This window comes from Streptomyces sp. NPDC002044 (assembly GCF_040296725.1).
GTDB classification, from domain to species: domain Bacteria; phylum Actinomycetota; class Actinomycetes; order Streptomycetales; family Streptomycetaceae; genus Streptomyces; species Streptomyces antarcticus.
Window position 1 is genome coordinate 12,780 of the sequence record NZ_JBEOXU010000015.1, and the last position, 22,734, is coordinate 35,513.

The 22,734-nt window shown below is 71.0% G+C and carries 23 protein-coding genes and 1 pseudogene; 14 read left to right on the top strand and 10 right to left on the bottom strand.

All coding sequences use genetic code 11. From position 1 onward, the window contains the following. Positions 1–126: 126 nt before the first annotated feature. Positions 127–975: a hypothetical protein gene (locus ABT106_RS06365; RefSeq protein ID WP_351273101.1), complete on the bottom strand. Its 849-nt coding sequence runs from the start codon at positions 973–975 to the stop codon at positions 127–129. Positions 976–1,482: 507 nt separating this feature from the next. On the opposite strand from ABT106_RS06365, the gene ABT106_RS06370 reads away from it, so the two are divergent. Beyond that, a complete protein-coding gene (locus ABT106_RS06370) occupies positions 1,483–2,064 on the top strand; it encodes an isochorismatase family protein (RefSeq protein ID WP_351273102.1) in 582 nt (193 codons plus the stop codon). A gap of 245 nt (positions 2,065–2,309) precedes the next feature. Here the strand turns inward: ABT106_RS06370 and ABT106_RS06375 are convergent, their stop codons facing one another. Next, positions 2,310–2,660, bottom strand: coding sequence for a DUF6300 family protein (locus tag ABT106_RS06375; protein WP_351273104.1), 351 nt, complete (start codon positions 2,658–2,660; stop codon positions 2,310–2,312). Positions 2,661–3,025: 365 nt separating this feature from the next. On the opposite strand from ABT106_RS06375, the pseudogene ABT106_RS32120 reads away from it, so the two are divergent. Next, positions 3,026–3,224, top strand: a pseudogene (locus ABT106_RS32120) (hypothetical protein); the annotation flags it as partial. Positions 3,225–3,344: 120 nt separating this feature from the next. Here ABT106_RS32120 and ABT106_RS06380 read toward each other — a convergent pair. From ABT106_RS06380 to ABT106_RS06400, 4 genes are all read right to left on the bottom strand, one after another. Then, positions 3,345–3,749, bottom strand: coding sequence for an NUDIX hydrolase (locus tag ABT106_RS06380; RefSeq protein ID WP_351273106.1), 405 nt, complete (start codon positions 3,747–3,749; stop codon positions 3,345–3,347). Further along, on the bottom strand, positions 3,746–4,321 hold the full coding sequence (locus tag ABT106_RS06385; protein WP_351273108.1) for a flavoprotein: 576 nt from the start codon (positions 4,319–4,321) through the stop codon (positions 3,746–3,748). The genes ABT106_RS06380 and ABT106_RS06385 overlap by 4 nt, the downstream gene beginning before the upstream one ends. 407 nt (positions 4,322–4,728) lie before the next feature. Further along, positions 4,729–5,256, bottom strand: a complete 528-nt coding sequence (locus ABT106_RS06395) for a GNAT family N-acetyltransferase (protein WP_351273111.1) — start codon at positions 5,254–5,256, stop codon at positions 4,729–4,731. After that, entirely contained in the window at positions 5,253–6,503 is a 1,251-nt protein-coding gene (locus tag ABT106_RS06400; RefSeq protein WP_351273113.1) for a helix-turn-helix domain-containing protein, read from the bottom strand. Before ABT106_RS06400 ends, ABT106_RS06395 begins: the two co-directional genes overlap by 4 nt. An 821-nt stretch (positions 6,504–7,324) precedes the next feature. On the opposite strand from ABT106_RS06400, the gene ABT106_RS06405 reads away from it, so the two are divergent. The 4 genes from ABT106_RS06405 to ABT106_RS06420 are packed head-to-tail and all read left to right on the top strand — an operon-like array spanning position 7,325 to position 10,312. After that, the gene (locus tag ABT106_RS06405) at positions 7,325–7,498 is read left to right on the top strand and encodes a hypothetical protein (protein ID WP_351273115.1); all 174 of its coding nucleotides are present in this window, start codon (positions 7,325–7,327) and stop codon (positions 7,496–7,498) included. A 9-nt stretch (positions 7,499–7,507) separates the two neighbouring features. Continuing rightward, entirely contained in the window at positions 7,508–8,728 is a 1,221-nt protein-coding gene (locus ABT106_RS06410; protein ID WP_351273117.1) for a JmjC domain-containing protein, read from the top strand. Between the two features lie 2 nt (positions 8,729–8,730). Then, the gene (locus ABT106_RS06415; RefSeq protein ID WP_351273120.1) at positions 8,731–9,489 is read left to right on the top strand and encodes an aldo/keto reductase; all 759 of its coding nucleotides are present in this window, start codon (positions 8,731–8,733) and stop codon (positions 9,487–9,489) included. Continuing rightward, positions 9,470–10,312 carry an aminoglycoside phosphotransferase gene (locus ABT106_RS06420; RefSeq protein ID WP_351273122.1) on the top strand — a complete coding sequence of 281 codons (843 nt, stop codon included), beginning with the start codon at positions 9,470–9,472 and terminating at the stop codon, positions 10,310–10,312. Before ABT106_RS06415 ends, ABT106_RS06420 begins: the two co-directional genes overlap by 20 nt. A 238-nt stretch (positions 10,313–10,550) precedes the next feature. Here the strand turns inward: ABT106_RS06420 and ABT106_RS06425 are convergent, their stop codons facing one another. Beyond that, on the bottom strand, positions 10,551–11,516 hold the full coding sequence (locus tag ABT106_RS06425; protein WP_351273124.1) for a pirin family protein: 966 nt from the start codon (positions 11,514–11,516) through the stop codon (positions 10,551–10,553). A gap of 104 nt (positions 11,517–11,620) precedes the next feature. Here ABT106_RS06425 and ABT106_RS06430 point away from each other — a divergent pair, with 104 nt between their 5' ends. After that, the gene (locus ABT106_RS06430) at positions 11,621–11,971 is read left to right on the top strand and encodes a tetratricopeptide repeat protein (protein WP_351273126.1); all 351 of its coding nucleotides are present in this window, start codon (positions 11,621–11,623) and stop codon (positions 11,969–11,971) included. A gap of 226 nt (positions 11,972–12,197) precedes the next feature. Then, entirely contained in the window at positions 12,198–13,391 is a 1,194-nt protein-coding gene (locus ABT106_RS06435) for a methyltransferase (RefSeq protein WP_502979240.1), read from the top strand. 618 nt (positions 13,392–14,009) lie between these two features. Here ABT106_RS06435 and ABT106_RS06440 read toward each other — a convergent pair. Both ABT106_RS06440 and ABT106_RS06445 read right to left on the bottom strand, forming a co-directional pair. Beyond that, on the bottom strand, positions 14,010–14,825 hold the full coding sequence (locus ABT106_RS06440) for an AzlC family ABC transporter permease (RefSeq protein WP_351273132.1): 816 nt from the start codon (positions 14,823–14,825) through the stop codon (positions 14,010–14,012). A 37-nt stretch (positions 14,826–14,862) separates the two neighbouring features. Next, positions 14,863–15,177, bottom strand: a complete 315-nt coding sequence (locus tag ABT106_RS06445; RefSeq protein WP_351273135.1) for an AzlD domain-containing protein — start codon at positions 15,175–15,177, stop codon at positions 14,863–14,865. A gap of 1,199 nt (positions 15,178–16,376) precedes the next feature. On the opposite strand from ABT106_RS06445, the gene ABT106_RS06450 reads away from it, so the two are divergent. From ABT106_RS06450 to ABT106_RS06475, 6 genes are all read left to right on the top strand, one after another. Further along, positions 16,377–17,447, top strand: a complete 1,071-nt coding sequence (locus ABT106_RS06450) for a beta-ketoacyl-ACP synthase 3 (RefSeq protein WP_351273138.1) — start codon at positions 16,377–16,379, stop codon at positions 17,445–17,447. 74 nt (positions 17,448–17,521) lie between these two features. Continuing rightward, positions 17,522–17,770: a phosphopantetheine-binding protein gene (locus ABT106_RS06455; RefSeq protein WP_351273141.1), complete on the top strand. Its 249-nt coding sequence runs from the start codon at positions 17,522–17,524 to the stop codon at positions 17,768–17,770. Next, positions 17,767–19,014 (top strand): beta-ketoacyl-[acyl-carrier-protein] synthase family protein, encoded by a 1,248-nt coding sequence (locus tag ABT106_RS06460; protein ID WP_351273144.1) that lies wholly within the window; start codon positions 17,767–17,769, stop codon positions 19,012–19,014. The genes ABT106_RS06455 and ABT106_RS06460 overlap by 4 nt, the downstream gene beginning before the upstream one ends. A gap of 47 nt (positions 19,015–19,061) precedes the next feature. Continuing rightward, positions 19,062–20,057, top strand: a complete 996-nt coding sequence (locus tag ABT106_RS06465; protein WP_351273147.1) for a 3-oxoacyl-ACP synthase III family protein — start codon at positions 19,062–19,064, stop codon at positions 20,055–20,057. Positions 20,058–20,061: 4 nt separating this feature from the next. Then, complete coding sequence (locus tag ABT106_RS06470) at positions 20,062–20,772, top strand: carboxymuconolactone decarboxylase family protein (protein WP_351273150.1); 711 nt, start codon at positions 20,062–20,064, stop codon at positions 20,770–20,772. Between the two features lie 11 nt (positions 20,773–20,783). Then, positions 20,784–22,007, top strand: coding sequence for a cytochrome P450 (locus ABT106_RS06475; protein WP_351273153.1), 1,224 nt, complete (start codon positions 20,784–20,786; stop codon positions 22,005–22,007). 19 nt (positions 22,008–22,026) lie between these two features. Here the strand turns inward: ABT106_RS06475 and ABT106_RS06480 are convergent, their stop codons facing one another. Beyond that, positions 22,027–22,116 (bottom strand): LPXTG cell wall anchor domain-containing protein, encoded by a 90-nt coding sequence (locus ABT106_RS06480; RefSeq protein ID WP_351273244.1) that lies wholly within the window; start codon positions 22,114–22,116, stop codon positions 22,027–22,029. Between the last annotated feature and the right edge of the window lie 618 nt (positions 22,117–22,734).

The following is a 22,734-nucleotide window of genomic DNA, read 5'->3' on the forward strand; positions in this document are numbered from 1 at the left end:
GACCAGACGCGGGTACGTGGCAGTCTCGACCGCACCGACCGGTTTCCGGCCAACTGTGCCGAGCGGATCGGCGCCGCCAGGACAGGACGCGGGATCCGCTCCCACGTCCCGTCCGCCCCGGGGTGCCTAACAGGAGCGGCGCCAGATCCCGCTGCGGGTCGCGCCACCAGACCGATAGTCGCTGATCACCGCGCCGTCCTCGGTGATGCCCAGCAGGTTCAGACCGGTGGGGACGGGGCTGTTCAGGTCCTGGGTGCCGCCGTCGCGCCACACCGTCTTGATCCCTCCGGTCCGCGTCCCGACGACGGCCCCGGAGGAGTTCACCTCGGAGGGAACGCCGTTGGGGATCTGCCGGACGATCGCGCCGTCCAGGCCCCACTCCACGACGTTGTGCGGGGCGGACGAGCCGGTGTACCCGACGATCCGGCCTCCTTGGTAGGCCAGCGGCTGACCGCCCTGGAGACGCGCGATCTCACGCCCGTCGCCGTCGACCATCACGCCCGTCGACAGGACCACCCGCCGGGAATCGTCGATGCCCGCGCTGTATCCCTCCCCGAAGCCGGTCACGCTCCCGGGACGATCGGTGCGCCACATGACCGCGTCCGTCCTGGCCCCTCCCGTGAAGTCCCGGCTGAAGCCCACGACGTCGCCCCTGCCGTTGATGGAGGTGGGCACCGAGACCTGGGTACCGATTCCGGGAAGGAACTGATACCGCCCGCTCTGGTAGCGCCACGCGCTGGTCGTGCCGTCGTTGCCGACCCAGTAGCCGGCGATCACGCCCGAGGGGTTGACCTCGCTGGGGTAGTTCGAACCGGGGGTACTCCGGGGCTGTGGCAGGACAGCCGGTACCCCTTCGGTCCACACGACGCCCTCGCGGTGATCGGCCTTCCACGCGGTGCCCACCACCTTTCCCGTGCCCGCGTGTCCCCGTGCCTCGGCGGTGGTGTAGCCGGAGGGGACCGGCAGGTCGGACATCCTCCACGTGCACGCGGCGGCGCCCGAGGCGCTGTACGGGCCGCGTTCCACCCCTGGGGGCGTACTCGCCGCGGCGGGGGCCATGAGAGTTCCGCCGAACGCTGTCGCGACGGCGACTGTGACCAAGGAGTTGATCCTCAAAGTATCGCTCCCGTTTCCGACCTGAGGTACCGTCCGAGCCGTGTCAGTGTATTGGCGCGGCGAGCACCCCGGCATGCTTTTCACCTCACGCGGTCACCGCGACGCGGTAGGGTTTCGTGCGCCGCCGGGTACTGATCGGCAGAACGGATCCGGTGGCGATCCGGTCGAACAGCTCGGTACGAGCCGGTCGGCCGCAACCTGTTTCTTCCCCCACGCCACGAACCACGCGCGCACCGCTTTGGAGTCCACGGCTCAGCCCCCGATCGCCGAACAGCCGCTGGACGTAAAGAAATGACCAAAACGGTTCGCTCAACAGGGGGTGGCGTAATACTGAATGCTGCGAGCATCAAAACGAAAGGGCGCAACGTGCCGATTACCAAACTCGATACGGGAACTGCTCTCGTACTCATCGACGTGCAGAATGCCACGGTCGGTGCACCCTGTGTGCCGCACAGCGGCTCCGATGTCGTGACCCGTTCCGCCTTACTCGCGGATGCGTTCCGCGAGCACGGTGCCACCGTCGTCCTGGTCCGCGTCACTCAGGCCGAGGACCACGCGGACGGGACGCCCGGCCGCAAGGACGCACCGAGCTACATAGGGGCCATGCCGGCCGGCTGGGACGAGATCGTCGAGGACCTCCAGGGTCACCCCGGCGACATCCTGGTGACGAAGCGCAACTGGGGCGCGTTCTACGGCACCGACCTCGACCTGCAACTGCGCCGCCGTGGCATCACCCAAGTCGTGCTCGCCGGCATTGCCACGAGCATCGGCGTGGAGTCCACCGCCCGCAACGCGCACGAACTCGGTTACCACGTCACGCTCGCCACCGATGCGATGGCCGACATGCATCCTGAGGCGCACCGCAACAGCATCGAGCGCATCTTCCCGCTGCTCGGGGAGTGTGGCACGTCCTCAGAGATCGTCGAGGTCCTGGCCAAGAGCCGCTGACGCGCGGTGGGGTGAACTGATCACGGGCGTCGCCGACGCCCGCCGGGTCGGACCCTGAACCAGACGAAGACCTCCGCCGTGGTGGGAAACGAAACCACCACGCGGGGGTCTTCGTGTCGCACAGCGGTACCGCGACGGTGCTCACGACACAAGCGGAAGCGTCGTCGTTCCCACGGGATGGGCGCTCACGGCGCCCACGGGCGGGGTCTGCAACTGCGACCCGGTGGACCTCTCCGGCCACGGCACTAGAGTTCGCCGCGCCGCCACAGCTCCTGTTCACGTTCCAGGTGATCGAGGTCCACAGCCTTCTGCTCGGCCTCGTCCAACCAGTTGTCCACGAGGACGCCGAACGCCTCCATGTTCGCCAGACCGACCTGCCCGTCGACGGCGAACAGCGCCATTAACTCGTCGGCGCCAGGACGTCCGCGATCACACACCTGACATAACACCACCTGCCGTAAACCGACTACATCGCGTCCGCTCTCGTTCTGCCAGCGGTGCGGCACCCGTGCGCTGAGCAGGCAACCTCTGCCACACCGGCCACACTCGGGCGGGTCGGTGAGGAGGATCTCGATCTCGCGCTCTGCCGAGGTCACGGCATCCCTTTCCACGTGTCAGAACCGAACGTTCCCCTGGAAGCGGATTCCGCTGCTCGCGTCGCGGTCCGCGCCTGTGACATCAGCCCGGGTACGGACCTGCTGGGCGGTCGCCGTGATCACGGGGAGCTTGGAGTCCTGGCGCCGGGGCCGCCATCGAGCGATGTCTGACGAGAACCGCGGCTTCGGTGTGATCGTCCAGTCGAACAAGGCTCTCAGCCACCGGTCAGCCCTCCGAGGATCGGTTCGAGGCATCCCCAACCCTAACGGCCGCGGCAGCCAAGGAGACCGAAAGGCTCCTTCTCAACATCCATTGACTGAACGCAAGTTGAGTCGCGGCGTGCGCCGATGGAGGCCGTACGCAGCGCGTGGAACACGCCCTGCGGGTGCGATTGGACCGGCAACGCTCTGGTGGACAAGCGCCGCTCCTTGAGTGGCCGTACGGAGCGGGATACGTGGGTGCGCGTCGAGCGGCGGGGATTCGAGCGGATCGGCCCGCGGGGCTGGAACGGGACCGAGGCCGCTGCCGCTGCCGTGCTGCACGGGGTCGCGGTGCCCGAGTGGAACTTCAGCCATGCCCAGGCCCTCCCTCGACCGCGATGTCGGGAAGCCCTTCCTCCGTGACATCCATCAGCGGAAAGGCTGGTCCGACGCTTTCAGTCATCGTGCCGTAGCAGGGCGGAATCACGACAGCTCGGTATCCAGGTACCTCCGCACAGGCGTGTAGATCCCATGGGGGACGTACCGAAGGAGCTCCTCGTGCGGCACCCAGGCCACTTCCGCGACCTCCCGCGGGGCGGCCGCATGCGCCGTTCCCTCGATCACCACGCAGGCCGTGTAGGAGATCAGCCTGCCGGTAGCCGGATGAACCCGTTCTCCGAGGAAGCTGTGGGCGGCGACGCTCACTCCCGTCTCCTCACGCGTTTCGCGCACGGCCGCCTCCTCTCGAGATTCGCCGGGCTCGACCTTCCCCGCAGGGAACTGCCATGAGAGCTCGCCTTCAGCGACCCGACGCCGTATCAACAGCACACGGCGGTTCCATACGACGACGGCTGCCGCCACAGCAGGCCGATCCGCGGCGCGGGTCACAGCGCTCCGCGCCGGGGCGGTCGGACATCTCCGACGCGGGAGACGGAGCAAGAGAGCAGATCAAGGCCCTCCTCCCAGCGAAAGCGATCCGCTCCCCCGCCGGCCTTGGGCCGGTGCGGCTCGTACCCGCCGACCAGAACGCCCATCTCCCGGAGCTCAGCGAGGCTTCTCCGGTAGGCGGGGTGGGCGGCCAGGGCGGAGTTCACGTAGGGCAGGACAACGGTGGGGATGTCCATGCCGTACGCCTCGCAGAGGACGGCGAGCGCGAGGTTGTCGGCGAAGCCCGCGGCCCACTTGTTGACCGTGTTGAAGGTCGCCGGAGCGACCACGATGGCGTCGGCCGGCGGCAGGGGCCGATCGTCACCCGGTGCTCTCCAGGCGGAACGGATCTGGAAGCCCGTCTGCGTCTCTACCGCCGGGACGTCGAGGAAGGGCAGCGCATGCGGGGTGGCGATGACCCCGACGTCCCAGTTCCGTCCGTGGGCCGCCGTGATCAGCCTGCCGACATCGTCGGCGATCCCGGCGGCGCAGACGACGACGTACAGGAACGGCTTGCGTTGCGGCTGCGTCACGCACGTGCTCCTCAGCGCCAGTAGTCCGCGAGCATCTCCGCCGGCCAGCGGTTCGCGTACGTCGCCCCGCGGTCCCATCTCCTGAAAGTACGGGGCGCGCAGTCGTTTCCCCGCCTGGTGAAGGTAGCCGGTGCGGCCGGTGGTGGTTGCGGTGCACGAACATGCCCGTCGGCGGCCGGGCCGGATCGTTGCGGGGGCTCCGCGCGTGAAGCGCAGACGACAAGCCATTCGCTGAGGGATCGAACACCGGCAGGCGGCACTACGCCATCGCCTGCTGCCCTTGGGTACCGCGGCACAGCCGCTTCCCGGTGAGACCTCAAGGGTCGACCGCCCAAGAGTCTGCGTCCGCCACCTACCTAGGCCCTCTGCCAGGGTCCCGACTGGCAGTTTCGACCCTCCAGACCAGTTCAACGGATCGGTCGGATCATCATCACCAACGGCGGGGAATCAGGTGACGGCTGCACGCTACCGATGCCTCGGTATCCCCACGTCTCGTACAGCCCCTGCACTTTGCCCTCACCGGCCGCCGGGTTGACCATGAGTGAGACGGAGGACTCGTCACGTCTGTCGAGCAACTCGTCGTGGACGCGTCGCGCCAGACCCGTACCCCGGTAGGGCTCAACCACTCCGATCTCCTTCAGAGCCAAAGTCGGCGAGACGGTGAACTGCGTTTCGACGCAGTCCATTCGCTTCCACCACCGGTCTCCGGCCTCGACCGTGTTGCCGTACGCGTACCCAACCGGCTGGCCTGCGTCTTCGAAAGCAATCACCGCTTCGAAGCCCGGGTCCACACCATGGCGCTCCAGCCGCTCCGTGAAGGTGGAGACTGCGTAGTTCGGTAGGTGGAGAAGAGGTTCCCGCACCTTCGCGTATACGGCGATCAGAGGCGGGGCGGCCTGCTCGATGTCGGTGAAGCGGCGCAGTCGCGGCGTCATGCGGGTGCCCTCCAGGTATCCCGGGCGTACTGATCCCACGCCGAAGCGCCGGTACTGTCGGGCGCGATGTGGTTCAGGCGGGTGCCGAATCCGGTCAGCATCCGGGTAACCCTGGGGTGACGGGTAGCCGCATCGGCTGGTACCGACATGGCGGTTGCCACCGCGGGCTCCACGTCACCCTGTTCGAGCTGGGCGCGGGCGAGGCGTGTGGTGGTGATGGCCTTGGACCGGTGCATGTGGGGACGCAGAGCGTACAGGCATCGGTGAGCGTGGGCTTCGGCCGTGGGGTAGTCAGCGAGCGCGAGATGGGCGGACAGGGCGAGGCTGTCGAGTTCTGCCTGGTCGTAGAAGGCGTTCATCCACACCGGCCTGTACTCGCCGAAGTCCGCGCGAAGCATGGCGTCCTGGGCCTGGTCGAAAGCCCGGCGGGTCGCGACGGCGTCTCCTGCGGCACCGTAGATCGCGGCATGGCGTGCCAGTCCGAGCGAGGCGAACATCGGATCACGGCGCGTGAGGCTGAGTCCTCTGGCCACATTGTTGGCTGCGGCCGCCTCAGCCTGACGCCCCATGTGTCGATACATGGTGCCCGCGTGGGACCAGATGCGGAATTTGATGAAGGGGTCACCGGCCATCTCGGCGAGTTCCTGGGCGATGCGCATGTGGCCGGTCGCGTCATCGAATCGACGGCCGTCGATCGCTGCCCACATGGCGGAGGAGCGGAAGGCTGCGGCTGAGGCGTACACCTGGCTGCGGATGCGCTGGCTGGCGGTGCCGGACTCTTGGAGGGCAAGGGCTTCATCCGCCATCGCGGCGGCCTTCTGCTCGGTGCCGCGCTGGCCGCCATGGCGGTGGTCGCTGGCGATGATGTCGGCGAAGCGGCGTTGAAGGCGTTCGATGTCACTGGAGCCGATGCGGCGTGGGGAGCCGACGGCAGGAGCGGCCGCAGTGAGGGCCACGGAGGTGATGAAGGTGCGGCGGAGCACGGGATCCTCCCGGGGTCTTGCTGTGCTGGGTGGAGCGAACCCTAATTCCGCGATCGGGCAGCCGAACACCCTTTCCAGGGCGACGCATGTCCGGCCGATCGGGCGGGTGGTGGTGCCGTTGAGCAGGTTACGGACCGTGCGCGCGGAGAAGCCTCCGGGCCGGCCGGTGAGCGGCTCAAGGGCCGCGTTCATCTGACCTGCGAGTTCGTCCTGCGTGAGGCCCAGTTCACCCATCCGGGCTCTGAGGACGGCATTGGCTCCCATTGCACCGACGGTAGCTACGAAGTCACCTGTGGCGCAGCCCCGTACGCATTCCCCTCGTAAAGTCTTCCGGTTCGGCACGTGGTCCATTCCATCAACTCTTCCTGTTCTCCTTGCTCTTGTAGCCGTTGACTGGCCATAGCCACCAGGGACCACCGAAGGCACGACGCCCGGGCGGCCCCCGCCATGGCGCCCCGCTCCCGCGCACCCCCTGGAGAGCGGGGGCTGCCGCCACCCCGACGACTGCCGAGGCTCACGTGACCGCCATGACCCAGGGATCCCGACCGTCCGGCACCGGACGCCCCTCCTACAGCGAGACGCTTCCGTGTGAGGCTGCATCGGCCCGCCGGGCCCGGTTGCCCGTCTCCGCCGCGCTCCGCACCTGGGGCATAGACGAGTTGGCTGATGTTGCGAGCGATGAGCGCTCGATCGGGCTGCGATCGCCACCGACGGGGGAAGAGCGTCTGGGCCGAGCTCGGCGTGACCGACCGGTGATGGCTGCTCCCCCCTTGCGATCACTGTCCGCAGCCGAGCTGGTCGGCGCCCGCGCCCGCCTGCCTGCGTGGAGGCCGTCTTCGCCCCGCTCCGACACGAGGAAGACGCCGTTGTCTTTCCGACGCCGTGGCGGATCACCCCCGCCGATGGGAGACCGAGCTGACCCTGGGCGAGATGCGTGCGGAGGTCTGGAGGGCCGGCGCTCGGGATGTCGTCCCTCGGGTCCCCGGCGCCACGCACGACGGACCGGAAGAACCCTTCCGGTCCGGGCAAGGAACACCCCTCATGCACCCGTCGGTCCATGGCGGGACTCGAGAAGGAGAGCGCTGATGAGCAACAACGCATCCACGCAGGGTGGGACCAGCCCCGCCCTGCTGATCGCGGTCGAGGAACTCGCGACCGCTCACGACCGCAGCGAGTCCGAGCGGTCCGACGTCACCAGCTCGCAGAACAGTGCGGGCGACGACGGCGACAACCGTGACCTGAACCTCCCCAAGGAGTAGGAGGAACCCGTGGAACACCGGCTCGTCACCCACATCGAGAAGGCACTCGGCTGGGACGGGCCGGGTTCCGTGGGGACCGCGTTCGCACGCGGTCGTCTCACGGACCCGGACTTGGTTTCCCGCCTGATGACCCCGCACCGCCTGCTCGACCTGATCAAGCGTCGCCATCTCGCGAATCCCCAGTTACGCTGCTACGCCGGAGGCGACGAGGTACACCCGTCGCTCTTCCTGTCCACCAACGTCAATCGGCGTCGTCAAGCCGTGAGCCAGGCCGATATGGCGGCCCTCGGCCGCATCCTGGCCGGCGGCGGAACCGTCGTCCTCGACCACGTCGACTTCTTCGATCCGACACTGGAAGTCGCCTGCCGGGCACTGGGCTGGTGGTCGGGTGAACTCACCTCCGCCAACGCCTACCTCGCCGTCGGCGATACCGACGGATTCCATCTGCACTGGGACGACCACGAGGTCATCGCCGTGCAGCTCTCGGGCGAGAAGTCGTGGGAGGTTCGCGGACCCTCCCGGCGAGCGCCGATGTACCGCGACGCGGAGCGCAACCGAGAGCCCTCGGAAGAGGTGCTGTGGAAGGGCACCATGCGGGCCGGAGACGTCATGCACATCCCGCGGGGGTTCTGGCACACGGCCACTCGCCTCGGTTCCGGCGACGCCGGCCACTCGCTGCATGTGACGTTCGGGTTCACGAAGCGGACCGGCGTGACGTGGGTGAACTTCCTGTCCGACGCCGCCCGTGCCGACGAAGCGTTCCGCGTCGACCTGGACAGCAACCTGAACAACGTCCTGGACGACACAGTGCACGAGGACCTGGTGCACAAACTTACCGCTTTGGCCCGCTCCTACAGCCCCCGTGGGTACCTGGAGGAGCTGCGGGCCAGCACTCCGCCCGCGCGGCACACGCCCCACGTCCCCGCCCTCGGTGCCCCGCAGGCCGTCGCGGCCGTTACCGAGTTCGCGCCGGTCATCGCCCGGGATGGCGGCACCGTCCAGGTCTCCGCCGGAGGCAAACGGCTGACCTTCCACCAGCGCGCCGAACCGAGCCTTCGAGCCCTGCTCTCCGGCCACCCCGTCCGCTTGAACGGCGCCGACGACGACCTCATCACCCTGGCCAACCTGCTGATCTCGGAGGGACTGTGCGAGACCCTGACCGACGTGTCGTCCTCGGCCTATACCGGTCTGGTCACTCCCGTGACCTTCTCGAATCGGCCCTCGACCTAGGCGTGACGCAGCTCGACACCGCGTTCAACTACCACCACTTCGCCTCGCACCGTACGTTGGCGGCCACCGGGCTCATGCAGCACTTCGAGATCACGACGAAGGTCGGCTTCCACACCGACGGCCACAGCCTCGACCCCCAACACCTCCGAAGCGCGGTCGAAACCACCGTTCGTGAGCTCGGGCGTGAGCCGGACACCGTCCTCCTCCACAACCCGGAGCGAGACCCCGAAGCCGTCACTCCCGCGTGCGGCGAGTTGCTTCGCATGCGAGACATGGGGCTCTTCCGCTCGTGGGGGATCTCGTCCTGGGACCCTCGCGGACTCGTCGACCACCCGTGGGTGAACAACGCCCCGGACGTGCTGATGATCCGCGCGGGTCTCGCCGTACCCGTCCATGTTCTCGATGCCGGGGAGAAGCTGGCCGCCTCCACCGGAGCCCAGCAGCTTCGAGGCATGTCCCCGTTCGGTGGCTTCGCCACCGCAGACGTCTGGAGCCGGTTCGACGCCCGGGTCTTCCTAGCCGACGGACCGGCAGCGGGTGGGCTCCAAGCGGTCTTCGCCGCCGCCTTCGCCCTCCCACCAGTCACCCAGATCGCGGTCGGCACCTCAAGCCCCGAGCACCTCGCAGAACTGGTTCGTGCCTCCAGGTTCAGCGTCAACACCGCGAAGGTCGACGAGTACCGCCGGCTGCTGGCTGAGCGGGCTACGGTGACTCACAAGCCGGACCCGAAGGGGAGCACCAGTGCAGCCGTCCTTGGATGACCTGTCCACCACCGACATCCGTGACGTCCTCACCACCACCGAGCAGCGTCTCGGACGGCGCCTCGAACAGGACAACGGCCACTACTCGAAGTGGAACGGCACTGCCGGGTTCCCGACCGACGCCGGCACCTGGGTGCGGCTCGCGTGGCGTCGGGAGAACAAGCTCGACGCCCAGCAGTGGACCGGCTTCGAGGCCGCTGCTGCCATCGAAGGCGTTCCCCGCCCCCGCTGGTTCGGCGCGGCCGTGTGGTCCGACGAGTCGCGCGGGGTCGTCTGGCGGGCGGATGAGATGACGCTGGTCCAGGACGGAGCGCTCTCCCCCACCGGCGACATCACCACCCTCCCGAAGCTGCCCGAGTCCTGGTGGACAGACCTGCAAGCCGCCCTCGGCGCCCTCGCAAGCCACCCCACCAGCCGTGTCAGCATGAGCCGGCAACACCTCACGAACCGGATCCACGAGGTGTACGGAGACCAGGTCGACACCACGGTCACCGACTGGGCCACCGCCCACGGAGACGTCGGGTACGCCAACCTCTGCGGGCCCGGCTTCGCCCTTCTGGACTGGGAGAGCTGGGGCCTCGCCCCCGCCGGATGGGACGCGGCCTGCCTGTGGTCCGCGTCCCTGTCCGTCGAACCCCTCGCCGAGAAGGTCCTCACCCTCTTCGAGGACTCCCTGGCGACGAAGTCCGGTGTCCTCTCCCGACTGCTCCTGTGCGCCAACGTGGAACGCGCCTACCGGCGCACCGGCCGGGAAACCCCGATGACCAAGACCATGGCGGGCATCGCCGAGGGTCTACTCGGCAAACTGTCTGTCTCCGCCTGACCGTCAGAACACCGCGGGCAACCTGAAAGGTCATGCCGGTGGCTTGGAGGCGGACTCAGCGCGACGGCACTGGGGCCGCCTCGGCCGGTGCCGGTGCGTCTGGTCGTCGCGAGCGCCCGCCCGGCGCCGGGCAACACGGCCGACGCCCACGTATGACGCGAGTCAGACCTGCCAGGCGCGGGACACGGCCCCTCTCCGGCTGATCTCGACTTGTCGGGCTACTTTGGAAACCAGCAGGTCAGCGCACCCGCCCGCGTGCCTTCAGCGGCCCCGGCGGGAGCCCGGGAGCGGGGATCGGAGGGCCGTCGTAGCCCTTTACTTCGCCGTAGCGGGTGCCTTCCATCCAGTCCTTGCGGAACTGGACGATCTCCTCGTTGCTCCGGCCGATCCAGTTCCAGAACATGACGATCTCTTCCTCGAACGGTTCGCCGCCCAGGAGCATCAGGCCCGCGTCCGACACCGCCCGCAGGGGGAGGTCCGTGCGGCCGCAGCCCAGGTAGAGCATCGAGCCCGGGAGGACCGGGACGCCGTCCACGTGGGCCTCGCCCGACATCGACAGGACCGCGTACTCGAAGTCCGGGTCGAGCGGGAGCCTGGTCTCGGTGCCGGCCGCCAGGGTCAGGTCGGCGCCGACGATCGGGCTGTACGCCGTGCCGGGCGAGGTCGCCGTGTCCAGGGTGCCGAGGATGACGGTCGCCGTCAGGCCCGGGGCCGTGACCTGCGGGAGGTCGGCGTGGTGCTGGAAGTGCGGGGCCACGTCGCGGTGGGCGTCCGGGAGGGCCACCCACAGCTGCGCGCCGTGCAGGAGCCGGGCGTGCGGGCGCGGGCTCTCCTCGGAGTGGCTGATGCCGCGGCCGGAGGTCATGAGGCCCAGTTCACGGGGGCGGATCGTCTCCAGGCTGCCGACGCTGTCGCGGTGCAGCACCTCGCCCTCGTGGAGCCAGCTCACGGTCTGCAGCCCGGAATGCGGGTGGGGTGCGACCTGCATGCCGGGTTCCTCGGCGATGTCGTCCGGGCCGTAGTGGTCCACGAAGCACCAGGCGCCCACCATGCGGCGGCCCAGGTTCGGCAGGAGGCGGCGGACCTCCGTGGACTCCCCCAGCTTGACCGTGCGCGGGCTGAGGAGCTCGCGGACCGGTTCGGCCACGACGAAGCCGCGGCCGCCGCAGGCGGAGAGAGCGGGCTGGCGATCGAGATTGCTCATGCGGACAACCTAGCCGCGCGCGGCGGCCGCGCAGAGCGGAATGTTCCGCCGCACAGGCGTGTTGGAGGCAGCGAACAGACCACACGACCGGCGGAAGGGACACGATGAACGGGCCGACGACGTACCTCGGGCACGGGACCGCGGCCGAGCGCTGGGAGCGCGCCCGGCTCTTCTTCGACGCGAAGGAGTACGCGACCGCCGCCCGCGTCCTGGAGCCGCTGACGCAGGAGGCCCCCGAGCAGCTGGCGCCCCGGCTGCTGCTGGCCCGCGCCTACTACCACTCCGCCCAGCTCTCGCGCGCCGAGGCCGAGCTCCGCGCCGTACTGGAGCGCTGGCCCGTGGAGGACTACGCCCAGCTGATGCTCGGTCGCACACTGGAGCGGCTCGGCCGGGCCGCCGAGGCCCGTCCGCACCTGCGGATGGCCGCCGCGATGGCGGGCGACCTGCCTGAGTAGGGACCCGAGTGGGCCCGCCCAGGGGCCCGAGCGGGACGGGACCATCGGACGCGGCTTCGGCCCGTCCGATGGCGGATCCGGGCCCGTCCGATGGCGGATCCGGGCCCTCCGGTGAGGGCTTCGGACCCCTCCGCTGGGGGCTCCGGACCCGTCCGATCGGGGCTCTGGCCCCGTCCATGCGGGGCTCGGCCCCGGCCTCGGTTAGCCTGGGGCCAATATGAACCGTCTGACCACGCCTTTCGGCTCCTACGAGCTCACCCGCTTCCCCGAGGACCCGCGCGACCGGCTCTTCGCATGGGACGCCGCTGACGAGTACCTCCTGCGCCACCTCGACTCCGGTACGGGCGAACGCGGCCCGGTGGACCTGGCCGGCGCCGGGCAGATCACCGTGCTCGGGGACCGCTGGGGGGCGCTGACCACGGCGCTCGCCGCCTACCACCCGGCGCAGATCACCGACTCCTCGCTGACGCGTTCCGCCACTGCCGCGAACCTGGACCGGGCCGGCATCGGCACGTCGAAGTCGACGGTGTCGCTGCTGACCACGCAGGACGTGCCGCCGGAGCGGATCGACGTCCTGCTGGTGCGCGTGCCGAAGAGCCTGGCGCTGCTGGAGGACCAGTTGCACCGGGTGGCCCCGCACGTCCACGCGGGAACCGTGGTCGTCGGCGCCGGCATGGTCAAGGAGATCCACACCTCCACCCTGCGGCTCTTCGAGCGAATCCTGGGCCCGACGAAGACCTCCCTCGCCGAGAAGAAGGCGCGGCTGATCTTCTGTACGCCGGGCACCCCCGGCGCCACCCGTCCCACGACCCCCGGGCCGTGGCCGCTGACGTACACGGTCGACGAGGACGGCGGCTCGGGAGCCGGGCTGACCGTGGTCAACCACGCCGGCATCTTCTGCGCCGACCGCCTCGACATCGGCACCCGCTTCCTGCTGCAGAACCTGCCGACCAACACCGACGGGGCCCGGGTCGTGGACCTGGGCTGTGGCAACGGCGTCGTCGGCACGGCGGTCCAGGTCGCCGATCCCGACGCCGAGGTCGTCTTCACCGACGAGTCGTACCAGGCCGTCGCCTCGGCGCAGGCCACCTACCGGGCGAACGTCCGCGAGGGGCGGCGCACCGCCGAGTTCCTCGTCGGGGACGGCGTGTCCATGCTGTCCCCGGGTTCCGTGGACCTGGTGCTGAACAATCCGCCGTTCCACTCCCACCAGGCCACGACGGACGCGACCGCGCTGCGGATGTTCGCGCAGTCGCGCAAGGTGCTGCGGCCGGGCGGCGAGCTGTGGGTGGTGGCCAACCGGCACATGGGCTACCACACGCATCTGCGGCGGCTGTTCGGCAACAGTGAAGTCGTCGCGAGCGAGCCGAAGTTCGTCGTCCTGCGGGCGGTCAAGCAGGATCGTCCGCGGGCTATGTGACCTGGCGGGGGCGGCCGGCGCCGAGGTGCGTGCCTCGCGCCCGGGAAGGCAGGATCGCCCCCTACTCCGACGGGCGCCTGATCCGGCTGCGGCTGCGGCTGGTCAATGACCCGCCCGGGCGCGGCTGCACGGTCCACCGCATCGCCGAGCCACTGAACGCGCGGGAGCGCGGCGGCGGGCTTGCCCGACTCCCGTGCCTGGAACGGGAGATGACCCGCTCCTGGGCGCGACGTGATCGGCGCGGAGGGGCTGGAGCCCCTGTCGGCCACACGCGGATCCAGCCCATCCCGCGGGCGGTGGCGGCGCTGCGCCCGGTCGCCGGCGGGGTCGTGGCCACGGAGTCCGCCGGATGGGTGCGCCCCCTGACCGTCGGTATCGCACACGCTCGCCGCCTCCACCCTCGGCATGGGGCCGGACGACGCGCAGGGGGGTGCGGGATCTCTTCACCCACCGGCGGATACGGTTCTGCGTCCTGCCAGTGGCCCCGCTGAACCTCGTGCTCCAGCAGGGTGTGCAGGCGTCCCGTCCGTCCTGACGGGCAAGTCCCCCTTGCCCACGCACTGCGTCTCCCCGAACTCCGCCGGCCCCGAGGGGGCGGTGCGGCCTGCCGGAGGGTGCTCAGCGCGGACTGCTGCCGACCTCTCGGTCCGGCGCCTCCTCGCCCGCGGGCTGCGGCTGTGCCGGGCGCGGCTCCGGCGGCTTCGGGTCCGTGGCGGCGTCACCGGCGGAGACACGCGCCTTGCTCTCCAGGAAGGCCGCCACCGACGTACCGGCGAGCGTGGCCAGGAACAGGCCGCTCTGGTACGGCAGATGGCTCAGCAGGAGGCCGCCGGCTCCCGCGATGAGTCCGATGACGAGCGCGCGGCGGGTCGTGAAGGAGGAGACGACCAGGCCGATGTACGAGGCGTAGACCGCGAAGTCCAGTCCCCAGGAGCTCAGATCGGCGAGGGTCTGGCCGAAGGTCCAGCCGCAGAGGGTGGCGAGGTTCCAGGCGACGTAGATGGCGGCGGCGTTGCTCAGCACATACCAGCGCCGGTTGTCCTGTTCCGGCGTGGGCTCGCCGAACCGCTTCGCCGCGAGGGCGTAGACGGCGTCGGTCATGCCGAAGGCGATGGCCGCGCGCCAGACCGCGGGCATCGGCCGGACGTACGGGGACAGCGCCGCGGAGTAGAAGACGTGCCGCAGGTTGATCAGCAGGACCGTCATCACGGTCAGCGGCCACGCGGCACCCGAGGTGATCATGCCGAGGCCGATCATCTGGGCGGAACCGGAGTTGACCACCAGGCTCATCAGCATGGTGTTGACCACGTCCAGGCCCTGCCCCTCGGCGAGCGCGCCGAACAGCAGGCCGAACGGCACCGCGCCGATGATGACGGGGACGCCGGCCAGGGCACCTTGCAGTGCCTCACCCCCGCGGCTGTGTCGGGGCAACATCAATTCGACCTCGTTCCGGAGCAAGGGCGGGGCTGGTTCACAGCGCGAACTTGGTGACCATGAAGCCGGCCATGGCGACCGCGAACACCAGGAAGAAGGCGTCCCGCTTGAACGCGCCCACCGTGAACCCGCAGACCGCACCCACCAGGTACGGGGCGACCGTCTTCGGGTCGCCGGAGTCCCCGGCCAGCACCACCGACGGCACGATGATCGCCATCAGCACGGCGGGCATCACGTAGGGCAGGGTGCTGCGGATGCGGGTGGGCAGGTGCTCGGGGCCGATCGGTCCGAAGAGCGCGTAGCGGACGGCGAACGTCACCGCCCCGCAGAGGATGATGGTCAAGGGGGTCATCGACATCTCGCCTTGGTCAGGAGGTCCCTCGGCAGGTCGCCCCGTCTGGCGCCCGCGCGCGGGATGGCGTGCAGGACCACGGTGTTGACGAGGTGAACAGTTCCGCGCGGTGGGCGTGCGCCGGTACATCCGGCGTGCGCTCGACCTGGGCGACGAACAGCTCGCCCGAGCGCACGGGGGAAGCGGTGGTCCCGGTCGGCGGCGATCTCGCTGACGGCGATCTCGCTGACGGCGATCTCGCTGACGGCGATTCCGAGGCTGCCGGAACGGGACTCGATAATCGTGGTACCGGGCTTCAGTCTGTCTACTGTTTCGGCTACCGATATCAGCGCCTCAGCCGTTTCAGCGTTGACGGATCCAAGGATATTCGACCCATCACATTCCGGCGAATGGATATGCCGCCAGGGCGGAGTACGGGACACACGAAGAGACGTTAGCCGACGGAAGACCCAAAGGCCAGCGAGTAATGATGGAGGATCATCCAGCCGCCGCACCGGAGGGCCGACCTGCTCCCATCGACGAAGCGCGCGATTTCTGGTGCATTATTCACACTTGCACCACGGTGAAATCGGCGGATCGAGTTCGTCCGGTTTACCTCCCGCAAGACCTCCGCCCGAGCATCTGCGGCGGGCCGCCCACCAGGGCACGTTCTACGCGAGTAGTTTCATGCGGAAATTATTTCCAAAAGGGACTTCCATGACGAATGAATCAAACAGATCCCGCAATCACACCCGGCGAGTAGCGTCCACGGCCCACACGGGGACCTCACCCCCGCAGCGCGAATGGAGAGGCACCCGGAGCGGCCCCAGGCCCGTGCGGCGCGTTCGCCCGAGCCCCGGTCATCACGTCCATCACGCCCCATCGCATCCATCACGTTCAACACCTTCAACAGGGCTTCCCCGGCCGCACCGTTGCTCCCCGCACACCGCCGCGGTTAGTCCCCCGGGAATGCCGATCGCACCGGGCCGTCAGCCGGACGTCTGGACGGCCGTACCAAATTCAACCTTTAGGGCGACACCCGGATGGCCCAGCGGCCGTAACGTTTCTTCCCGCACGCCCCTGAGCTGCGCCGATGCCGTCCCACCGCGCGCTCCGCACATCCGTTCTGCCGTGCCGCCGGACCGGCCGTGATCTTGAACCGCCCTACAGTCGTGCCGCTCCCCCAAGATCGCTCCTGAGAGACGTGCGTGACTTCCCCCTTGGCTTGCGCAGAAGACCAGTTGACACCCTCCGCCAACCGACCCGCGCCCTCGGCAGCGGTGTTGGACGGCATCGCCGGGTACGTCCCCGCGGGCGTGGTCGCCAACGCCGGGCTCCCCTCCGCCTGGGACGTCGACGATGCCTGGGTACGCCGCCGCACCGGGATCCGCGAACGGCGGCGGGCCGCACCCGGCGTCTCCACCGGCGACCTCGCCCTCGAGGCGGGCCGCCGGGCCCTGACCGTGGCGGGCGGCGCCCCCGTGGACACGGTGCTCGTCGCGACCTCCACCCCGGACCGGCCGATGCCCGCCATGGCTCCGCTGCTGGCCACCCGTCTCGGCCTCGGCGGCGCGGCCGCCTGGGACGTGAGCGCCGCGTGCAGCGGCTTCGTGTACGGGCTGGCGACGGCCTCCGGCGCACTGCTCTCCGGGTGCGCGGACCGGGTCCTGCTGGTCGCCGCCGAGGTGTACTCCACCCTCCTCGACCCCGACGACCGCTCGGCCGGCATCGTCTTCGGCGACGGCGCCGGCGCCGTGGTGCTGCGGCGCGGCCGGCTCGGCGAGCCCGGGAGCGTCCTCGCCTTCGACCTCGGCAGCGACGGATCGGGCGACGAGCTGATCGAGGTGAGCGGCGGCGGCGCGCGCGAGCGGGCGACGCCCGGCGCCTACGGACCCGGGGACCGGTTCTTCCGCATGCGGGGCCGCGAGGTGTTCCAGCACGCCGTGACGCGGATGACCCAGTCCTCTCAGACCGTGCTGAAGCACGCGGGCTGGTCGCCCGAGGACGTGGACCGCTTCTGCGCCCACCAGGCCAACGCCCGCATCCTGACCGCCGTCGGGGAGCGGGTCCCGATCCCGGGGCCGCGCCACGTGACGAACATCGAGCGGGTCGGCAACACCGGCGCCGCCTCCATTCCGCTCGCCCTGGCCGATGCCGCCTCCCGAGGTGAACTCCAACCGGGAGAAAGGGTGTTGCTCACCACCTTCGGCGCCGGGCTCACCTGGGGCTCGGCGGCCGTCCTCTGGCCGGAGCTCGGCCGCCCGGTGCCCGGAATCGAACCGGCCCGCTGAACCGCCGAGCTCCTCCGGCCCCCCTTCCCCCTGCCCCTCCCTCCTCCCCCACCGTCCCGGAAGGACGTACCGCCATGCCCCCTGTCCAGACCGTCGTCACCACCGTGCTCACCGAGAAGTTCGAGGTGTCCCCGGAGAGCGTCCTGCCCGACGCCACCTTGGAGAGCCTCGACCTCGACTCCCTCGCCCTCGCCGAACTCGCCCTCGCGCTCCAGGAGGAACTCGGCGTCAAGGTCGAGGAACACGAGGCCGCCAAGCGCACCACCGTCGGCGAGCTCGTGGCCGCCCTCCACGCCAAGCGGGCCGAACGGGACTCCCTGTGACCGCTGTTCCGCGCCGGGGCGCCGTCACCGTCACCGGACTGGGAATGATCACCCCGGCCGGTGTGGGGAGGGAGGCCACCTGGGCCGGCGTGCTGCGGGGCCGATCCACCGCGGCCACCGATCCCGAACTCAAAGGCTGTCCGGTCGACTTCTCCTGCCGGATCCCCGCCATGACTCCCGAGCAGGGCCGGATCGGCGGCGGCAGGGCCTGGCGGATGGGCCGCTTCACCCAACTCGCGGTCCTGGCCGCCCGGGAGGCGGTCGCCGATGCCGGGCTGGCACCTGCTTCCTGGGACGGTGCGCGCGTCGCCGTCGTGATCGGCTCCGGGCTGGCCGGAGCGGCCCACCTGGAGACCCAGACCCTGCGCCACCACCAGGGCGGCCCCGACCTGGTGTCCCCCTCGCTCGTCCCGATGCTCATCCCGAACATGGCCGCCGGGGAGGTGTCCGCGGACCTCGGCGCCCACGGCCCCTCCCTGGCCACCGAAACCGCCTGCGCGTCCGGGGCCACCGCCCTGGCCGTCGCCCGCGACCTGCTGCTCTCCGGCTCCTGCGACATCGCCGTGGCGGGTGGCGCGGAGGCCGCCGTCACGCCGGTGGTCACCACCGGGTTCGCCCGGATGGGCGCGCTGTCCGGGCGGGCCGACGCGCCGGAGCTGGCCTCCCGTCCCTTCGCCGCCGACCGCGACGGCTTCGTGATCGCCGAGGGGGCCGCCGTACTCGTACTGGAACGTACGCGGGACGCCGCGGCCCGGGGCCGGCGCGGCTACGCGCTGCTCGCCGGCGCGGGCCTCACCTCGGACGCCCACCACCCGACGGCCCCGGCCCCCGGCGGAGAGTACGCCGAGGCGGCGCTGCGCACGGCCCTGGCCCAGGCCGGCCTGTCCCCGGCGGACGTCGACCACGTCAACGCCCACGGCACGTCCACCCCGCTCAACGACAGCACCGAGGCCGCGCTCATCGCCCGTGTCCTGCCGCACGGGCCCAGCGTCACCGCGCCCAAGGGGGTCCTCGGGCACAGCCTGGGCGCCGCCGGTGCGGTGGAGGCGGCGCTCACCGCGCTGACGATCCGGGACTCGCGCGTCGCGCCCGTCGCCAACCTCACGGCCGACGGCCTCAGCGGCGCCGGTCACGCCGTCGACTGCGTCACCGGGGCGGTGCGCGAGCAGCGGGTCGGCGCCGCCGTCAGCCACTCGTTCGGCTTCGGCGGGCACAACGTGGTCCTCGTGCTCACCGCGCCCTGAGCCCACCCCCGCCCCTCCTCCCCCCACCACGAGAAGGCTCCGCACCCTTGGCCGTTCACAGCGCGATCGTCCACGCCACCGTCCACGTGCCCGAGGAACGGCAGAGCGTCGCCGTCGTCGAGGACCGCTTCCGGGCGGGCAGCCCCGGCATCCCGATGTCCCGGGGCGTCCTCCAGCACATGTACGGCCTGGCCCAGCGCACCGTGGCCCCGGCCGAGGAGCAGCCGTCCGACCTGGCCGTGCACGCGGCGCGGACCCTGCTCGACGAGACCGGCACCCGGCCCGGCGACGTGGACCTGCTCCTGTACGCCGGCATCCTCGCCGACATGGAGGAGCCCGCCACCGCGCACGTGGTGGCGGCGAAACTCGGCCTGGGATGCCCGGTGTTCGACCTGAAGAACGCCTGCAACGGGGTGCTCAACGCGCTGGAGGTGGCCGACGCGCTCATCCGCGGCGGGCAGTACCGGCGGGTGCTGGTGACCAGCGCCGAGGTCAGTACCCGGGAGAGCCGCTGGAGCGTGACGGATCCGGGCGAGGTGCTGAACGCGCTGCCGAGCCTGAGCACCGGCGACATGGGCTCGGCCGTCCTGGTCGCGGCGAGCGGCCGGCCGGGCATCCTCGGGTCCCGGTTCTTCGCCAACTCCTGGGGCTGGGAGGCCGCGACGCTCCCGAACCCGTACGCCAACCACCGCCGGATGGGGCGGCTGGAGATCGACTCGGCGCGGCTGGTGGCCTCGTTCGACGGGATGCCGGCCAAGGTGCGGGGCGCGGTCGGCGACATCGGGGTGTCGGTGGACGACTTCGACCTGGTCTGCGTCCACCAGCCGTCCGTGCCGTTCACCCGGATCGCCTGCGGCTGGGTGGGGGTGGACCCGGACCGCGTCCTGGCCACCTTTCCGGCACACGGCAACGTCGCCACCAACACCATCCCGCTCCAGCTGGCCACGGCCCTGGGGTCGGGGCGGCTGCGGGCGGGCGACCTGGTCGGCATGTTCGGGTTCGCGAGCGGCGCGAGCGCCGGCGTCGTCGTCTGCCGGTGGTGAAGCGATGACCGGAACCCACCACGGCTCCGCACCCGGCGGGCCCGGCGCACACGCCGAGTCCGCCGAGACCGCCGAGCCCGCCGAGCCCGCCGCGCATCCGGCCCCGGCCCCTCCCGCCGGGCACACCGCGCCCGTCGAGCCCGCGCCCCACGCGCCCCTGCGCCCCGCGCCCTCCGCGCGCATCATGCCGCTGCCGCCCGAGCGGTGGCCGCCGGACCTGCGCGACCTGCTCGCGGCCTCCCACAAGGACGGTCCCGGCCGGGTCAACCTGTTCGGCACGCTCGCGCACCATCCCGCGCTGGCCCGCGCCTGGCTCTCGCTGGCCCGGGTCCTCACCCACGAAGGCACGCTGACGCCTCGTCAGCGCGAACTGGTGATCCTGCGCACCGCCCACCGCCGGGGCGGTTCCTTCGTCTACGAACGGCACCGCGCGGTCGCCTCGGACGCGGGTCTCACCCCGTCCGAGACCTCCGCCACCGCCGCCCCGCCGGCCTCACACCCCTGGGCCGCGGACGACCTCGCCCTCCTGGGGGCCTGCGACGCGCTCGCCGCCGGAGAACCCCTCCCCCCGGCGCTCTGGGACCGGCTGGCCGCCGCCCTGCGCCCCGACCAGCTGATCGAACTCCTGATCCTCGCCGGCCAGTGCGCCACCATGTGCGCCACGCTCGGCGCCCTCCACACCCCGCCCGACGGCGGCCGAACCCCCTCCGGATGAGATCCGCCACCATGACCGTGACCGCCGCCCCGAGCGCGCTCGCCCTCCCCGCCCCGTACGGAAGCTGCCCCTACGACCCGCCGCCCGGCTACACGGCGGCGGCCGCCCGGGCACCCGTCAGCCGGTCCGTCCTGCCCGACGGCACCCCGTGCTGGCTCGTCACCGGCCACGAGGAGGTGCGCGCCGTCCTGGCCGACGCCCGCTTCAGCGCCGACGCCCGCACGCCCGGCTTCCCCTTCCTTTCTCCCGGCCAGCGCCAACTGGCCACCGCTCAGCCCAGTTTCATCCGCATGGACGATCCCGAGCACGCCCGGCTGCGCCGCATGGTCGCGAAGGACTTCCTGGCTCGCCGGATCCGCGAGACGCGTCCCCGCATCCAGGAGGTGGTGGAGTCGGCGGTGGACGCCCTGACCGCGGACGGCCGGCGCTCCGCCGACCTCGTGGGTGACTTCGCCCTTCCCGTGCCCTCACTGGTCATCTGCCTGATGCTGGGAGTCCCGTACGAGGACCACGCACTGTTCCAGTCCCTCAGCCGGACCATGCTCGACAACACCACCGGACCCGAGCGCGCCTCGGCCGCGCACCGGGAGCTGATGGGCTACCTCGCGCGGCTCGCGGAACTCAAGCGCGACACCCCCGCGGACGACATCCTCAGCCGGCTCGCCGCCCGGCCGGACCTGACCCCCCAGGAGACGGCCTCGCTCGGCTTCATGCTCCTGATCACCGGGCACGAGAGCACCACCAACATGGCCGCCCTGTCCGTCCTCGCCCTGCTGCGCAGCCCCGGACAAGCCGCCCGGCTGCGGGCCGATCCCGGCCTGGTGCCGGGAGCCGTGGAGGAGTTGCTGCGCTACCTGACCATCATCCACCTGGGCCTGGGCCGGGCGGCCACCGAGGACGTGACGGTGGGCGGTGCGGCGATCCGGGCCGGGGACGGGGTGATCTGCATGCTGTCCACCGCCAACCGGCAGCCGGATCTGTTCGCTCCAGAGGAGCCGGGCGGAGCCTGCCCTGCCGAGCTGGACGTGACCCGCGACGCCCGCCGGCACCTGGCCTTCGGGCACGGGGCGCACCAGTGCCTGGGGCACACCCTGGCCCGGGTCGAGCTCCAGGTCATCCTGGAGACGGTGCTGCGCCGGCTGCCGGGGCTGCGGCTCACCGTGCCGCAGGACCGGCTGGTCTTCCAGCGCGACACCATCGTCTACGGGCTGCGGGCACTCCCCGTCGCCTGGTGACGGGGAGTGCCGCCCGGCCTCAGGCCGTGGTGGTGCGCGGGCGCTTGCGGCGGACCAGCGCCCAGCCTGCCGCCGTGAGCACGACCGCGGCGCCCGCGAGGGTGGCCACGGCCGCTCCCGTGGAGGCGAGCGCGCCGCCGGCGGGCGGGGCGCCCCCACCGCCGACGGAACCGGCGGAGGTGTCGGAGCCTCGGGCCGGGGAGGAGGCCCCGCCGGTCGCGGAGGCGTCGCCGGACGAACCGCTGCCGCCGGTGGCCGTGGGCAGGGTGCCGCCGAAGGTGTTGTCGATCCAGTGCGAGGCGCCGGTGGTGCCGGCCTGGTCCGAACCGCCGGGACACGGGGTGTCGGCTTGTTCGCGCCCTGCGCCCCGTTCGCCGCGCAGAGGCCCCCGTATATGCCCTTGGCCGTGTTGGGTCCGCTGCCGGAGACCGTGACGTTCTGTCCGGCCGTGGCAGCGGTGCCGGGCGCCGTGACGCTGAGGGTGTAGGTCGCGCCGTCGGTGACCGTACGCGTGGTGGTCGCTGCCGAGGCGGAGCCGACGGCGCCGACGGCGAGCGCCACGGATCGCCCACCCGCGGGCATGCCACGTGGATCGAGGTGAAGCGGAGTTGACGGCGACACGGCGCCTGCGGCGGGATCCGGACACGGGGGCCGACACCGAGGCCGGATGGAGCCGGGCACCGGACGGGAGCCACATGGCCTGACGAGGCCGGACCGGGCTTCCGCG